This window comes from Salinibaculum sp. SYNS191 (assembly GCF_037338445.1).
Lineage (GTDB): Archaea > Halobacteriota > Halobacteria > Halobacteriales > Haloarculaceae > Salinibaculum > Salinibaculum marinum.
Genome location: NZ_CP147838.1, coordinates 503,555 through 518,022 on the forward strand (window position 1 = coordinate 503,555; position 14,468 = coordinate 518,022).

The following is a 14,468-nucleotide window of genomic DNA, read 5'->3' on the forward strand; positions in this document are numbered from 1 at the left end:
GTTCGTTCCCCGTAGACAGACTGTTGCAACTGCAGACATCCCGCACGAGAGCGTGCCGGGACGGTAAGTAGACTCTTTATCGGAACTCCAGACAGTCAGAGCGAGTGACTACTGATGGGTACCACCGACCACTTCGGCGGCCGCGGGGGGCAGACACTCGCGGCGGTCCTCGTTCTCGCGCTTGTTTGCAGTGCTGGCCCGGCCGTCGCCGCACCGGCGGCAGTGACTGACGACGGCAGGAATCGGGTCGTGGATACCGGGACGGCCGATGCCCCGACGCTCGACGGCGCCATCGCACCGGTATCGGAGCCGAAAGACGGCGCGTACAGGGCGAGCGTCCGGTCGGCGTCACCGCAGGTCGACCCCGGGGACGTGCTCTCCGAGGAACAGCAGGCCGCAATCGAGGCGGGTGTCAGGCAGGGCATCCAGCAGGCCCGTGACCGCGGTGCGAGCGTCGACGACGCGCGCGTCGACGAGGCCATCGCCGCCGCCACCGCGGCCGCGGCACAGTGGCCCGACGCGACGCCGGACCAGATGCGTGCGGCAGCAACCGGTGGGGCACACGGGACTGCCATCCAGACGCAGGCCGCCGAGGTGTCGCAGCGACAGAGCGCCGTCCGCGGTGCCGTGGCGGGGTCGCTGTCCCAGTACCAGTCGGCGAACGTGACGCAACTCCAGAGTGCCGCCTACGGCGGCGCACACGGAGCACTCGCCCAGTCACAGCGGGCGAACGTGTCCCAGATTCAGCAGGCCGCGGGCGGTGGTGCTGGCGGTGCTGCCGCCGGCGCTGCCGCTGAAGGGATAGCGTCCGTCGGCAAGATACAGGAGGCCGCCCAGGGCGCCGCATTCGGAGCGCTAGAGAAGGGCGACGCGAAGCCGGAAGACGTCTTCTACGCCACGCTCGGGGGCGCCCACGGCGCACTCGTCAGCTCCCAGACGGTGAACGTCAAGCAGGTTCAGGTGGCGGCGATGGGCGGAACGAAAGGCGCGCTGGTCCAGCGACAGGACGTCTCTGTGGAGCAGCGCCAGTACGCTGCCCGCGGGGGTGCCGCCGGGGCGCTGCGACAGACCCAGCGCGTGACCGTCGAACAGATTCAGGTCGCCGCCCGCGGTGCGGCCGAGGGTGCGGTGCGGAAAGTCGTCCAGCAGCAGACGGTCCGCGTCGAGCAGGTCCAGGCGGCCGCACAGGGGGCAGCGGCAGGGGCACTCCGGCAGCGTCAGGACGTCGACATCGAGCAGATACAGTACGCGGCCCGCGGTGCCGCTGGCGGGGCCATACTGCAGTCCCAGTCGGCGACGGTCGAGCAGTTGCAGAGCGCCGCCTTCGGCGCGGCCCATGGCGGGGTGCTCCAGCGCCAGACCGTCAGCGTCGAGCAGGTCCAGTACGCCGCCGAAGGGGCGGCCGCGGGCTCGCTCGTCCAGGTCCAGCGAGTCACCGTCGAGCAGATACAGTACGCGGCCCGCGGTGGCGCGTCGGGAGCGCTCGTCCAGCGCCAGACCGTCAGCGTCGAGCAGGTCCAGGCCGCTGCCCGGGGGAGCGCCGCCGGCGCAGTAACCGAGGTCGTCCAGCTACAGACAGTCCGCGTCGAGCAGATTCAGGCCGCCGCCTCCGGCGCGGCGAAGGGGGCCCTGACCCAGCGCCAGCGGATTACAGTCGAGCAGACGCAGTCCGCCGCCCGCGGTGCCGCAGGCGGCGCACTCAGGCAGTCCCAGCGGGTCACCGTGACCCAGATCCAGCGGGCCGCCCAGGGCGCTGCGGCCGGGGCCGCATCCGCCGTCGTCCAGCGCCAGGAGGTGACCATCGAGCAGGTTCAGGCGGCCGCCAGCGGGGCGGCCGAAGGCTCACTGACGCAGATTCAGCGGGTCTCGATTACGCAGATACAGTTCGCAGCGACGGGGGCCGCGAAGGGAGCACTCATCCAGCGCCAGGAGGTGACAGTCGAACAGATACAGGCGGCGGCACTCGGTGCGGCCAGCGGGGGCGTCCAGATACAGCAGGTGACAATCGTCCAGGTACAGGTCGTCACGCAGAGCGCTGCCAGCGGGGCACTCTCGCAGAGTCAACGGGCCTCCGTGACCCAGATACAGGGCGCAGCCACCGGCGCCTGCCGGGGGGTCCTCTCCCAGACCCAGCGGGTCTCGGTCTCCCAGTTGCAGTACGTCGCCTGGGACAGCGCGGCGAGGTCGGCCTTCACCGCCTCGGAGGCCGGCGTCGAGGACGCGGACGAGGTCGCCACGAACTCCGAGAACGATACGCGGGCCCGCATCGAGGACCCCGAACCGCGTCCCACTGCGAACATCTCCATCCGCGACCAGACCAGCTCCGGTGAAACGGTCACCGTCGAGTCGGTGAACCTCAGCGAGGGCGGGTTCGTCTCGATTCGTGACGCCGGCTACGGGGAGGGCGACATCCTCACCAGCGTCATCGGTGCCAGCGACTACCTCGAACCGGGCCGGACCGAGAACCTGACCATCGACCTCGACCAGCCCCTGACCGGCAACGGGACCGTCTTCGCCGTTGCACACCGTGATACGGACGGGAACCAGCAGTTCACGTTCAGCGAGACCAGCGGCATCGAGGACGACGCCTACACGGACGACACCGGAGCCGTCGACGATAGCGCGACGGTTACCGTCCCCGCCGAGGAGGGACCGGCGACCGCCAGCGTGACCGCCCGCGATACCGCCTCGAACGGGACGGCGGTCCAGGTCACGGTGGCGAACCTCTCGCAGGGCGGGTTCCTCGCGGTCCACGACAGTACCTTCGACCCGACTGCCCTCGGCGAGAGCATCGTCGACGCGAGCGGGTACCTCGAACCCGGCGAGACCCGCAACGTCACCATCACGCTGACCGACCCGCTGACCGACAGCGGGCCCGTGTACGTGGTCGCCTACCGCGACACGAACGACAACGAGGTCTTCGACTTCGTCGACACGGCTGGCGACGAGGACGGACCCTACACCGAGGACGGCGTGCCCGTCTTCGACCCCGCCAACGTGACAGGCACACCGAACGCCACCGAACCGCCGAACGCGACTCGTCCCGGACCGAACGCCTCGCTCGACGTGGCGGACCAGTCCGGCGATGGGTCGACGCTCGCCGTCGACAACGCCACCGCGGACACGGCGTTCACGCTCGCAGTGACCCTCGACAACGAGACGCTAAACGAGACGCAGACAATCGACGCCAACGAGACGTTCAGCGGGAACCTGTCGCTCGACCCGCCGCTCGACGAAAACACGACCCTGACTGTCGAAGTCAGGGACGCCGAGACCGGGGACGTCCTGAGGACAGCGAGCGTCGAGTACACCGTGGTCGCGCCGGAACCGTCGCCAGAGGGGTCGGTCTCGGTCGACGATCAGACTGGCGACGGAACCGCGCTCGTCGTCCAGAATGCGACGGCGGACGTGGACTACTACCTGGAAGCGAGCATCGACGACGAGCCGCTGAACAGGACGGCCGTCATCGACGCCGACGAGACATTCAGCGGGAACCTGACACTCTCCCCGCCGCTCGACGACAACGCGACCGTCACTGTCGGCGTCTACGAGAACGAAACTGGCGAGGAACTCGACTCGACGGCGGTGAACTACACCGTCTCGACGGTTCCGAACGTCACGCAAGCGGACAACGTCACGGCCGACGGCGACAACGTCACCGAGGGAGAAGAGAACGTGACCGCGACGCTGGGAGTCTTCGACCAGTCCGGTGACGGAACGACGCTGGCGGTCGACGACGCCACGGCGTCGATTCCGTTCAGTCTGGTGGTGAGCGAGGACGGCGAGACGCTGAACAGCACCGACCCGTTCCCGGCGGGCGAGACGTTCAGCGGGAACCTGACGCTGTCCCCGCCGCTCGACGACAACGCGACCGTCGTGGTCGAGCTACGTTCGAACGCGACCGGCGACGAACTCGTCAACCAGACGGTGAACTACACCGTCGAACGCGCGGAAGTCACCGCGACGCCGACGGCGACGCCCGCGGACGGTGCGAACGTGACGCCGACCGAGACGCCGACAGCGACCGTGACACCGACGGAGAACGAGACGGTGACGGCGACACCCACAGAGACGGGGACTGCGACTCCGACCCCGACAGTGACGAGCACTGCAACCCCGACGCCGACAGCGACTCAGACCCCGACGGCGACGGAGACTGAGAGTCCGACGGCGACGGAGACTGAGAGTCCGACGGCGACGGAGACTGAGAGTCCGACGGCGACGGAGACTGAGAGTCCGACGGCGACGGAGACTGAGAGTCCGACGGCGACCGCAACTCCGACGGGAACAGCAACAGAGACACCGACAGCGAGTCCAACCCCGACGGCGACCGGGACGCCCACGGCCACGGCAACTGGGGCCCCAACCGTGACGGCAACCGCGACCCCGGCTCCGCCGGAGACTGAGCCACCGACGGCAACGCCGACGCCGGAGCCGGCTGAAACCCCGACTTCGACCCCGACGGAGACGGCCGCCCCGGCGGTGACCCAGACGCCGGCCGCGGCGGCCACGCTGTCAGTCCCCGACCAGACTGGCGACGGGTCGACCCTGGCAGTCGAGGCGGCCAGCGCTGGTCAGTCGTTCTACCTCACCGTCGAAGCGGGTGAGGAGACGCTGAACAGAACCGAGACCTTCGCCCAGGGAGAGACGTTCACCGGCGACCTGGCGCTCGAACCCGTCCTCGGTCGAAACACGACGGTAACGGTCGCGGTCCGCGACGGCGCGACGGACGAGGCGCTGACCACGGCGTCGGTGAACTACACGGGGGCGCTCACGCAAGCGACCGTCGACGCACTCTCGCGGTTCGAGGACGTCGACGCCGCGCTCGACGCGGGCTACGTCGACACCCACCAGTTCGCGACGGACGAGCAGGGTGCGACCGGCATCCGCTTCGTCAACCAGGCGCTGTTCGACGGCGAACTCGACCCCCGCAACCCCGAAATACTGCTGTACACGCTCGACGAACAGGGCGAGTACGAACTCGTCGGCGCGGAGTGGGCCGTTCCCGAATCGGCGGCCGGCGAGCCACCGGCGCTGTTCGACCAGTCCTTTACCGGCCCCGCGCCCGGACACACCCAGACGATGGAATCCCACTACGAACTCTACGCCTGGGCCTTCCGTGAGAACCCGCGGGGGACCTTCGCCCCGTCCAACCCTGACCTCCCGCTGCCGACGCTGATATCCGCGAGCGACCAGGTCAGTAACGGCAGCGTCGTGCGCGTCGATAGCACGACCTTCGGCGGAATTGCCCACGAGGGGATTCCCGACGGCTACTATGTCGAAGCCCGGTCGATCGACGGCCAGACTCTCGGCCGCTCACAGGTGCTGACGGGCCAGGCGGTGGACGTGGTCGTGCCGCTCGACCAGCCGCTGACCGGACCGACTGACGTCACGCTGGCACTGCGACACGCCGACGGCGAGGCTGCGGAGATCGCCGAACCGGTCGCGCAGGTGACCGTCACGGTCAGCGTCGAGCAGACGCCGACGGCGACGGCCACACCCTCACCGACGGCACCGGCGACAGCGACCGCATCCCCGACGCAGACGGCGACTGCAACCGAGACACCGATGGAAACCCCGACGGCGACTGCCACTGAGACGCCGACAGTGACGGCAACCGCGACGGCGACACAAACCGCGACCGCAACGCCGACCGAGACGCCGACACCGACGGAAACGGCGACTGAAACGCCGACACAGACGGAAACGGCGACTGAGACGCCGACGGCCACCGCCACGGCGACGGCCACCACAACCTCGACCGCGCCCGAAACGGCCGTCGGGACCGGACCAGAAGCCGAGACCGTGCAGCCGTCAGTATCGAGTCCGTCCGGGAGGGTCACAGCGGCCGACGGCGGGTCAGGGACACCCGACAGCGTTGCTGTCCAGGGATAGGAAGCCAGGTGTAAATCCACGTCGCCGTCGGCAACGCCGGCGCTGACTGCGACCAGCCCGGCTATGACCGGGGCACGACAGGCGCAGGCCAGTGACCCCAACGCGATTCACGGCGACATCTTCGAGCGACCCGGCGAGACGGCGAATCTTTTTGCACCGGCCACACTCAGGGCCGGTATGGTTTCGGAGCTATTCGACCCCGACGAGTGGACGGCCGTCGACGCCTTCGACTTCCGCGACATCACGTACCACCGCGGGACCGACGTCCCCGCGGCCCGCATCGCCTTCGACCGGCCGGAAGTCCGCAACGCCTTCCGCCCGGAGACGGTCGACGAACTCTACACCGCCCTGGACCACGCCCGCAAGCAGGCCGACGTGGGCTGTGTCCTCCTGACGGGGAACGGCCCCAGCGAGAAGGACGGCGGCTGGGCCTTCTGTTCGGGCGGCGACCAGTCCATCCGTGGCGATTCTGGATATGAATACCACGATGACGACGAGGAGGCCGCCCAGCAGGGCGTCGGCCGCCTCCACATCCTGGAGGTCCAGCGACTCATCCGCTTCATGCCCAAGCCCGTCGTCTGTGTCGCGCCGGGGTGGGCCGTCGGCGGCGGCCACTCGCTGCACGTCGTCTGCGACATGACCATCGCCAGCGAGGAGGCTATCTTCAAGCAGACCGACGCGGACGTGGCGAGTTTCGACGCCGGGTTCGGCTCGGCCTACCTCGCGAAACAGGTGGGCCAGAAGAAGGCCCGCGAGATATTCTTCCTCGGGAAGGACTACAGCGCCGAGGAGGCGGCGGAGATGGGGATGGTCAACGAGGTGGTCCCCCACGAGGACCTGGAGGACGTCGCGCTCGACTGGGCGGACACCATCACGCGGAAGTCGCCGATGGCGATTCGGATGCTCAAGTTCGCGTTCAACGCGACGGACGACGGGATGGTCGGCCAGCAGGTCTTCGCCGGGGAGGCGACGCGACTGGGCTACATGACTGACGAGGCCAGCGAGGGGCGGGACGCGTTCAACGAGGGGCGGGAGCCGCAGTTCCGGGACTACCCCTGGCACTACTGACCCGCCCGGACGGCCCGGCAACCACAGTCGCTTTGAGTCTCGCGTCCGTACTCGCGTGCAATGACAGCGACCGCCGACATCTCGCGCACGCAGGCGTGGCTGATGGCCGCCCGGCCACAGACGCTGCCGGCGGGCGCAGCCCCGGTCCTCCTCGGCGCGGCGGTGGCGGTGTACGAGGGCGTCTTCGCACCGCTGCCCGCCCTCGCCGCGCTCGTCGGCGCGCTCCTCATCCAGGTCGGCACCAACTTCGCCAACGACTACTACGACGCCGTCAACGGGGCCGACACCGACGAGCGGGAGGGATTCACCCGCGTGACCGCCGGCGGTCTCATCGAACCCCGGAAGGTCAAGTACGCGATGGCCGCCACCTACGGCCTCGCGGTCGTCGTCGGCCTCTATCTCGTCTACGTCGGCGGCGTCCCCATCCTCGTCGTCGGCCTCTCCAGCATCGTCGCCGGCGTGCTCTACACCGGCGGCCCCTACCCCTACGGCTACTACGGGCTGGGCGATTTCTTCGTGTTCCTCTACTTCGGGCTGGTCGCAGTGACCGGAACCTACTACGTCCAGTCGGTGACCGAGGTGGCGGGCGCGTTCCCGACGACGCTCCCGCCGGGGACGGTCACGCCAGCAGTCGTCGTCGCCGGCCTCGGCGCAGCGGGCCTGTCGACGTGTATCCTGGTCGTGAACAACATCCGCGACCTGGAGACCGACCGCGAGACCGGCAAGCGCACGCTGGCGGTCATGCTGGGCTACCGGTGGAGCCGCGCGGAGTTCGCGGGCCTGATTGGGCTGTCCTACGCAGTGCCGCCCGTCCTCTGGCTGGCCTTTGGCTACCCGGTGACCGTGCTGGCACCGCTGCTGTCGCTCCCGCTCGCGGTCACGCTCTCCCGGACGGTCATGACACGGACCGACGGGAGCGCGCTGAACCCGGCGCTGGAGCGGACCGGCCAGTTGCTCGCCATCTACGCCGTGTTGCTGGCCGCCGGCCTGGTCGCCCCAGGGGTGACGTGAGATGGAAGTCGAACCGTTCACCGTCAGCCTGTCGTCGCCACTGGAGACGGCAGCGGGACGGATAGACACCCGCGAGGGGTTCCTGGTCTACATCGACTACCAGGGCGCGAAGGGCGTCGGCGAGGCGACGCCGCTGCCCGGCTGGACCGAGTCGAAAGAGGAGTGCCGGACCGCGCTCGGACGGGCCGCGGAGATTGCCGAGGAACTCGACTGGGGCATCGCACTCCGGAAGACAGACGCGCCGGCGGCGCGACACGGCATCTCGCTGGCGCTCGCGGAGGCACGCGCCCGGGCGAGCGAACAGCCGCTGTACCGGTATCTCGACGGCGACCGGCTGGTCACGTCGGTGCCCGTTAACGCGACCATCGGGGACCAGTCGCCGGCGGCCACCGCCGACGCCGCCGAGCGGGCAGTCGAGGACGGATTCGGTGCGCTGAAGTGCAAGGTCGGCGCGCGGCCGCTGTCGGAGGACGTCGACCGTCTGCGGGCCGTCCGCGAGCGGGTCGGCGACGGTGTGGAGCTACGGGCCGACGCCAACGGCGCGTGGAGTCCCGAACGAGCCCGCGAGGCGGTCGAGGCGTTCGCAGCGTTCGACGTCTCCTACGTCGAACAGCCGCTCCCGGCGGGAGACCTGCGGGGTCACGCCGCCCTCCGCGGGGGCCCGGTCGACATCGCGCTCGACGAGGCGCTGACCGAGCACTCGGTGGCGGACGTGCTCGCGGCGGACGCGGCGGACGTCCTCGTCGTCAAACCGATGGTCGTCGGCGGCCCGGACCGTGCCCACGACGTTGCCACGACGGCCAGCGAAGCCGGCGTGGACCCGGTGGTCTCGACGACTGTCGACGCCGTCGTCGCGCGGACGGGCGCGGTGCACGTCGCGGCGAGCGTGCCGGACGTCCGGGCGTGCGGGCTCGCCACCGGGTCGCTGCTGGCGAAGGACCTCTCGGCCGACCCCGCCCCCGTCAGCGACGGGAGCATCGAGGTGCCACAGGGCAAGGGTCTTGGCCTGCCGGACCGACCGCCGAGGTAGATGCGCGAGCCCGTCGACTGGCCAACCCGGGACCCGCTCGCACACCGCGCCGCGGCGACGCCGGACCGAACCGCGCTGGTAGACACCGAGACCGACCGCGAGTGGAGCGTCCGGGACCTGGACGCGACAGTCGACCGTCTGGCGGCCCGACTGACCGCAATCGGTCCAGGGGACACCGACGAGACGGAGGGCCGAGTCGGCCTCCTGGCCGCGACGAGCGCGGGTTTCGTCGCCGCGGTCCACGCTATTTTGCGGACGGGCGAGACGGTCGTCCCGCTCAACCTCCAGTTGACCGACGCGGAGCTGTCGGACCACCTCGCGCGGACAGCGCCCGACGTGCTCGTCTGCGAGCGGGACACCGAGGAGCGGGCAGTGTCGCTGTTCGACGGCCCGGTCGCCTCGCTGGACCGTCCGGAGACCGAGGGCGTCTCGGGACTGCGGCCGGCGAAGACGGCCGAAACGAACGTCGAGCCGCCGGCCTGGGACCGCCGCGACGAGGCGGTGGTACTGTTCACCTCGGGGACCACCGGTCGGGCGAAGGGCGTCCGGTTGACGCTGGGGAACCTCGTCGCCAGCGCCACGGCGTCGGCATTCCGGCTGGGCGTGGCACCGGGAGACCGGTGGCTGTGCTGTCTCCCGACCTACCACATGGGCGGGCTGGCCCCGATTCTGCGGACCGCGCTGTACGGGACGACACTGGTGGTGCAGCCGTCGTTCGACGCCGACAAGACGGCGAGGGTCCTCGATACGTCCGGCGCGACGGGGGTGTCCCTCGTCCCGACGCAGCTTCACCGGCTGCTGGAGACCGGCTGGCACCCACCGGAGAGTCTGTCGGCGGTCCTGCTGGGCGGCGCGCCGGCATCCGAGGACCTCCTCGAACGGGCGCTAGCGCGGGACGTGCCGGTCTACCCCACCTACGGGATGACGGAGACGGCCTCGCAGGTGGCGACGGCGACGCCGGCGCAGGTCGCGACGGACCCGGAAACGGTCGGCCAGCCGCTGGTGTTCACCGAGGTCACGGTCGTCGACGACTCCGGAAACCCTGTCGAGCGCGGCGAGAGCGGCGAAGTCGTCGTCGACGGGCCGACGGTCACGCCGGGCTATCTGGACGCGGAGGAGACGGCGACGGCCACCGGCGAGTACGGCCTCCACACCGGCGACGTCGGTCGTCGGGACGCCGACGGACTGCTCTATATCCTGGGGCGGGTCGACGACACCATCGTCACCGGCGGCGAGAACGTCCACCCGTCGGATGTCGCCGACGCGCTGCGGTCGCATCCCGGTGTCGCGGACGCTGCTGTCGTCGGACTCCCGGACGAGGAGTGGGGCGAGCGTGTGGCTGCGATGGTTGTTCCCGGGACCGACCGGGTGACCGTGGCGGAGGTCGAATCCCACGCGAGGGAACGGCTGGCGTCCTACAAGGTTCCGAAGACGATTGCGTTCGCCCCGGAACTCCCGCGAACGGCGTCGGGAACGCTCGACCGGGAAGCGGTCGCACAGCGCCTCCGGGAGTGACCCTCCCGCTTTTGGTCGACGGTGCCGTAGGTGGCCGCGTGTGCACACTCGCACTCGCGTGGCAGGTGTTCGAGGACGCGCCGGTCGTCGTCGCGGCGAACCGCGACGAGATGCTGGACCGGGCCTCCGAACCCCCGGCCCGCCGTGACTGGGAGGCGACAGCCGTCGCACCGCAGGACGCAGAGGCCGACGGGACCTGGCTCGGCTACAACGAGCACGGCGTCCTCGTCGCCATCACGAACCGCTGGATAGACGCGGACCCGCCGGCGGAGCGGTCCCGCGGGCTGCTGGTCCGGGACGCGCTGCGCCACGAGACGGCGGAGGACGCCATCCGCTACGTCGAGCGGGAACTCGACGTTCGCTCCTACGACGGCTTCAACCTGCTCGCAGTCGACGAGAACGCGGCACTGCTGGTCGAGTGGGACGGCCGCCGGAACGTCCGGAACCTCGACCCCGGCGCCCACGTCGTGGTCAACGTCGGCGCGGACGGCAGCTACACCATCCCGACCGTCCGCCCCGACCGGGGCGAGGAGCAGGCGACCAACGCCGACCAGTTGCGGACCGCGCTCCAGCCCGAGCCCGGCGAGCAGGCGAGGGAGTGGCTGGACCGCGCCGCGGCCGCAATCGCCGACCACGACTATGGGGTCTGCATCCACGGCGACGGCTTCGGCACGCGCTCGTCGTCGCTGGTGTTGCTGCCGTCGGAGGGCCCGGCGACCTACGAGTACGCGGACGGGCCGCCGTGCGAGACGCCGTTCGAACCAGTCGACGCCGTGCTGTGAGGGGGAGTCGCGGGGACAGTCAGGTTTAAACGGGAGACAACCCGTGTGTTGAGTATGAGTCTATCCGAAGCGGAGGAGAACCTCTCCGACGACGAGCGCCGGGGGCTCGAACTCGTCCGCGAGACCGGCGGTATCCACCAGAGCAACTTCTGGAAGGAACTCGACGTCTCCTCGCGGAAGGGCAGCCGCATCGTCGACGCGCTGGTCGCGGAGGACCTCATCGAGCGCGAGGATACCGTCTACCAGGGCCACAACACCTACTATCTGACTCCCGCGGCGAAGGACCTCGACTTCTCGCTGCTGATGGCCGGCGACAAGCTCTCGCCGTTCGTCGGCGACGAGGAGACCGACCCACACAGCGACGCCTTCTCGCAGTGGGTGATGAGTCTCGCCTACGAAGAATAGAACCGCAAAACGTCGAGACGACGTCGTTCTCAGTCTTCCAGCGCGTCAGCGATGCGGTCCAGCGTCCGACGGACGTCGTGGACCTCGTCCCGGAGCTTGCGGACCTCGCGGGTCAGTTCCTCGTTGTCGCCCTCCTGTCCCTGACCGCCGGGGCCGCCACCCATGCCGGGGCCGCCGCCCATGCCGCCCGGGCCGCCGCCCATCATGCCGCCCATCATCTGCGCGAAGGGGTTGCCGCCCATGCCACCGCCGCCACCGCCCATCATCTCCTCGGGCGGGCCGCGCTCGCCGCCTTCGCCCTCTTCGCCCTCCTCGGCTCGCTGCTGTCGAATCTCCTCGACGCGCTCGCGGAAGGACTTCTCTTCGCTCTCGCTCTCCTCTCCGTCACCGGACTCGCTCTCTTCGGGTTCGTCTGCCATGCCTTCCGCTTTAGCGTCCCGATGGAAAAGGGTTGCCGTCGGGCACGGCACCGCGGGGTCGCGGCGGCCTACCCGAACGCGCCCAGACTCGATTGCAGTTCGCGGTCGGTCCCGCCGTCGTCGAGTTCGTACCCCACCAGGTCGCGCATGTCGACGGCGTAGGTGCTGCCGCTGGTATCGAGGACGAGGACCCGTCCCTGCGTCCCGCGGACGGTCCCGGACAGCAGCGTCTCGGCCATCGGGCGTTCGGTCAGGTCGAAACCGTAGTCGAACTTGTAGGTCGCGAGCGGGTCGAACTGCTCCAGCAGGCGCGCCCAGGCGTCCTCGTCGACGGACTCGTGGAGCCCCCGAACCTTCGTCGGGACGCGCACGCGGTCGCCGACGTCCGCGGCGATGTCGGCCTCTATCTGGCGCGCGATGCGGCCGTCGCGGACGGTCCGGAGGTGGGCGGCGCGGTCCGCCCCCTGCTCGCGCAGCCGCGTCTCCAGCCGCCACGAGCGGGTGACGCCCACCTTGAACGTCTCCGGCGCGAACGCCGCCAGGTAGACCGCGTGCTCCTCGCGACACGACGGGAGCGGGCGGTCACAATCCCCGGTGCAGCGAGCGCAGGCCCACCGGCTGGTGTGGCGGTCGCAGTACGGTGCCGACGAGCGGTCGCAGGCCTCGTGCGTTCCGCCGTCGACGCTGCCGGCACAGTGGCGCTCGCCGAGGCCGTAGCTCAGTTCCGTCCCAGGAGGGAGGGGTTCGCGCTCGACAGTCCCGCCGGTCGCCAGTCGGAGTGCCGGAGGCTCGTCCGCGTCGCCGACGCCAGTCTCGTATCCGACGACCTGCACGGCCCGGGGTAGGACACGGGGCAGTATAGGCGTACTGCTCGCCGCCCGCCACACCGCTTTTGGGCGTGGTTGGCGTAGGTTCCCGGGAGGGGAGACCATGGAACTATCGAGCCCGGCTTTCGACGACGGCGAACCGATTCCGCGGACGTACGGCTACACGGAGACGAACGTCAATCCGCCGCTGCAGGTCAGCAGCGTGCCCGACGAGGCGGCGGCGCTCGCGCTGGTGATGGACGACCCCGACGCGGTCGAACCCGCGGGGAAGATATGGGACCACTGGGTGGTCTGGAACGTCGACCCGACGGTGTCCGAGATTCCCGAGGACTGGAGCGCCGTCGGGGCCGTCGAGGGGCGCAACGATTACGGCGAGACCGACTACGGCGGGCCGAACCCGCCGGACGGTCGCCACACATACCGGTTCCGGCTGTACGCACTGGACACAGAACTCGACCTCGACGCTGGAGCGACCGCGGCGGACCTCGAAACGGCGATGGAGGGCCACGTCGTGGCCGAGGCGTCGCTCGACGGGACGTACGCGCCGTAGCGCCGGCCTCGGAGCGCCTACAGTTCGTCGAGGAGGTCGCGGACGGACTGGCGGACGGCGTCGTCGCTGGACTGTGCGGGTTCCCAGCCGAGCGCGGCGAGTTTCTCGATAGAGAGGCGCATCCGCGGGACGTCGCCGGTCCAGCCGCGGTCGCCGCCCGTGTGTTCGTACTCCGGAGACAGCCCCATCTCGTCGGCGACGATGTCGGCGATTCGGTCGACCGAGGTGGTCGTCCGCGTGCCGAGGTTGTACGTGTTGAGGGCGTCGTCGGCGTGTTCGACGGCGTAGGTCATGGCGTCGACGCACTCGTCGACGTGCATGTAGGACTTCTGCTGGCGGCCGTCGCCGAGGATGACCAGTTCGTCCGGGTCGTCGCGGAGTTTTTCGATGAAATCCGGGACGACCGCACCGCGCAGGCGCGGGCCGACGATGTTGGCGAAGCGGAACACCCACGCTTGCAGGCCGTGGCTGTGAGCGTACGTCGAGATGAGTCCTTCTTCGGCGAGTTTGCCCGCGCCGTACTCGCTGATGGGTTCCAGCGGCGCGTAATCCTCGGGCGTCGGGCGCGGTGCCTCGCCGTAGACCGTCGAGGAGGAGGTGTAGACGAGGTGGTCGACGCCGACGCTGTCCATCCGTTCGAGGACGTTGTGGGTCATCCGGAGGTTGTCCTCGAACTGCTCGCGCGGGCGGTCCGTGTTGACGGCTTTCGCCGCCGCGAAGTGGAAGACGCCGTCGACGTCACCAGTGATGGTCTCCGCGACGACGTCGGGGTCGGTCAGGTCGCCCTCGACGAGGTCGACCCCGTCGGGTACCCACTCCCGGCGTCCGTTCGAGAAGTCGTCGACGACCACCACGTCGTTGGCCTCGACCAGACGACCGGCGAGGTGCGAACCGACGAAGCCCGCCCCACCGGTGACGACCAGCCGCTGTCCGCTCAGGTCCATGTCGGGTTGTCTCCGACCGGAA

General features: G+C 69.8%; 11 protein-coding genes. 8 read left to right on the forward strand and 3 right to left on the reverse strand.

The window, feature by feature from the left end:
* Positions 1-114 precede the first annotated feature (114 nt).
* The 7 genes from WDJ57_RS02730 (at position 115) to WDJ57_RS02760 (ending at position 11,706) form a co-directional block, all read left to right on the forward strand.
* Positions 115-5,895 carry a DUF7282 domain-containing protein gene (locus WDJ57_RS02730; protein WP_338903681.1) on the forward strand — a complete coding sequence of 1,927 codons (5,781 nt, stop codon included), beginning with the start codon at positions 115-117 and terminating at the stop codon, positions 5,893-5,895.
* A gap of 177 nt (positions 5,896-6,072) precedes the next feature.
* Positions 6,073-6,963: a 1,4-dihydroxy-2-naphthoyl-CoA synthase gene (locus tag WDJ57_RS02735; RefSeq protein ID WP_338906243.1), complete on the forward strand. Its 891-nt coding sequence runs from the start codon at positions 6,073-6,075 to the stop codon at positions 6,961-6,963.
* Between the two features lie 60 nt (positions 6,964-7,023).
* On the forward strand, positions 7,024-7,974 hold the full coding sequence (locus tag WDJ57_RS02740) for a 1,4-dihydroxy-2-naphthoate polyprenyltransferase (RefSeq protein WP_338903682.1): 951 nt from the start codon (positions 7,024-7,026) through the stop codon (positions 7,972-7,974).
* A 1-nt stretch (position 7,975) separates the two neighbouring features.
* Positions 7,976-9,004, forward strand: a complete 1,029-nt coding sequence (menC, locus tag WDJ57_RS02745; RefSeq protein ID WP_338903684.1) for an o-succinylbenzoate synthase — start codon at positions 7,976-7,978, stop codon at positions 9,002-9,004.
* Positions 9,005-10,519 (forward strand): o-succinylbenzoate--CoA ligase, encoded by a 1,515-nt coding sequence (menE, locus tag WDJ57_RS02750; RefSeq protein WP_338903685.1) that lies wholly within the window; start codon positions 9,005-9,007, stop codon positions 10,517-10,519. It begins immediately after the preceding gene.
* Between the two features lie 38 nt (positions 10,520-10,557).
* Positions 10,558-11,301, forward strand: a complete 744-nt coding sequence (locus WDJ57_RS02755) for an NRDE family protein (RefSeq protein WP_338903686.1) — start codon at positions 10,558-10,560, stop codon at positions 11,299-11,301.
* 54 nt (positions 11,302-11,355) lie between these two features.
* Entirely contained in the window at positions 11,356-11,706 is a 351-nt protein-coding gene (locus tag WDJ57_RS02760; RefSeq protein WP_338903688.1) for a helix-turn-helix transcriptional regulator, read from the forward strand.
* Between the two features lie 29 nt (positions 11,707-11,735).
* Here the strand turns inward: WDJ57_RS02760 and WDJ57_RS02765 are convergent, their stop codons facing one another.
* A complete protein-coding gene (locus tag WDJ57_RS02765; RefSeq protein ID WP_338903690.1) occupies positions 11,736-12,125 on the reverse strand; it encodes a hypothetical protein in 390 nt (129 codons plus the stop codon).
* A 68-nt stretch (positions 12,126-12,193) separates the two neighbouring features.
* The gene (locus WDJ57_RS02770; RefSeq protein ID WP_338903692.1) at positions 12,194-12,958 is read right to left on the reverse strand and encodes a DUF2797 domain-containing protein; all 765 of its coding nucleotides are present in this window, start codon (positions 12,956-12,958) and stop codon (positions 12,194-12,196) included.
* Between the two features lie 97 nt (positions 12,959-13,055).
* On the opposite strand from WDJ57_RS02770, the gene WDJ57_RS02775 reads away from it, so the two are divergent.
* A complete protein-coding gene (locus WDJ57_RS02775; RefSeq protein WP_338903693.1) occupies positions 13,056-13,502 on the forward strand; it encodes a YbhB/YbcL family Raf kinase inhibitor-like protein in 447 nt (148 codons plus the stop codon).
* A 17-nt stretch (positions 13,503-13,519) separates the two neighbouring features.
* Here WDJ57_RS02775 and WDJ57_RS02780 read toward each other — a convergent pair whose 3' ends face one another.
* A complete protein-coding gene (locus WDJ57_RS02780) occupies positions 13,520-14,446 on the reverse strand; it encodes an NAD-dependent epimerase/dehydratase family protein (RefSeq protein WP_338903694.1) in 927 nt (308 codons plus the stop codon).
* Positions 14,447-14,468 lie beyond the last annotated feature (22 nt).

Bases quoted from the DNA above. Each gene is read 5' to 3' on its own strand.
- WDJ57_RS02730 (WP_338903681.1), top strand. From the start codon at position 115: ATGGGTACCACCGACCACTTCGGCGGCCGCGGGGGGCAGACACTCGCG.
- WDJ57_RS02735 (WP_338906243.1), top strand. From the start codon at position 6,073: ATGGTTTCGGAGCTATTCGACCCCGACGAGTGGACGGCCGTCGACGCC.
- WDJ57_RS02740 (WP_338903682.1), top strand. From the start codon at position 7,024: ATGACAGCGACCGCCGACATCTCGCGCACGCAGGCGTGGCTGATGGCC.
- menC (WP_338903684.1), top strand. From the start codon at position 7,976: ATGGAAGTCGAACCGTTCACCGTCAGCCTGTCGTCGCCACTGGAGACG.
- menE (WP_338903685.1), top strand. From the start codon at position 9,005: ATGCGCGAGCCCGTCGACTGGCCAACCCGGGACCCGCTCGCACACCGC.
- WDJ57_RS02760 (WP_338903688.1), top strand. From the start codon at position 11,356: ATGAGTCTATCCGAAGCGGAGGAGAACCTCTCCGACGACGAGCGCCGG.
- WDJ57_RS02765 (WP_338903690.1), bottom strand. From the start codon at position 12,125: ATGGCAGACGAACCCGAAGAGAGCGAGTCCGGTGACGGAGAGGAGAGC.
- WDJ57_RS02775 (WP_338903693.1), top strand. From the start codon at position 13,056: ATGGAACTATCGAGCCCGGCTTTCGACGACGGCGAACCGATTCCGCGG.
- WDJ57_RS02780 (WP_338903694.1), bottom strand. From the start codon at position 14,446: ATGGACCTGAGCGGACAGCGGCTGGTCGTCACCGGTGGGGCGGGCTTC.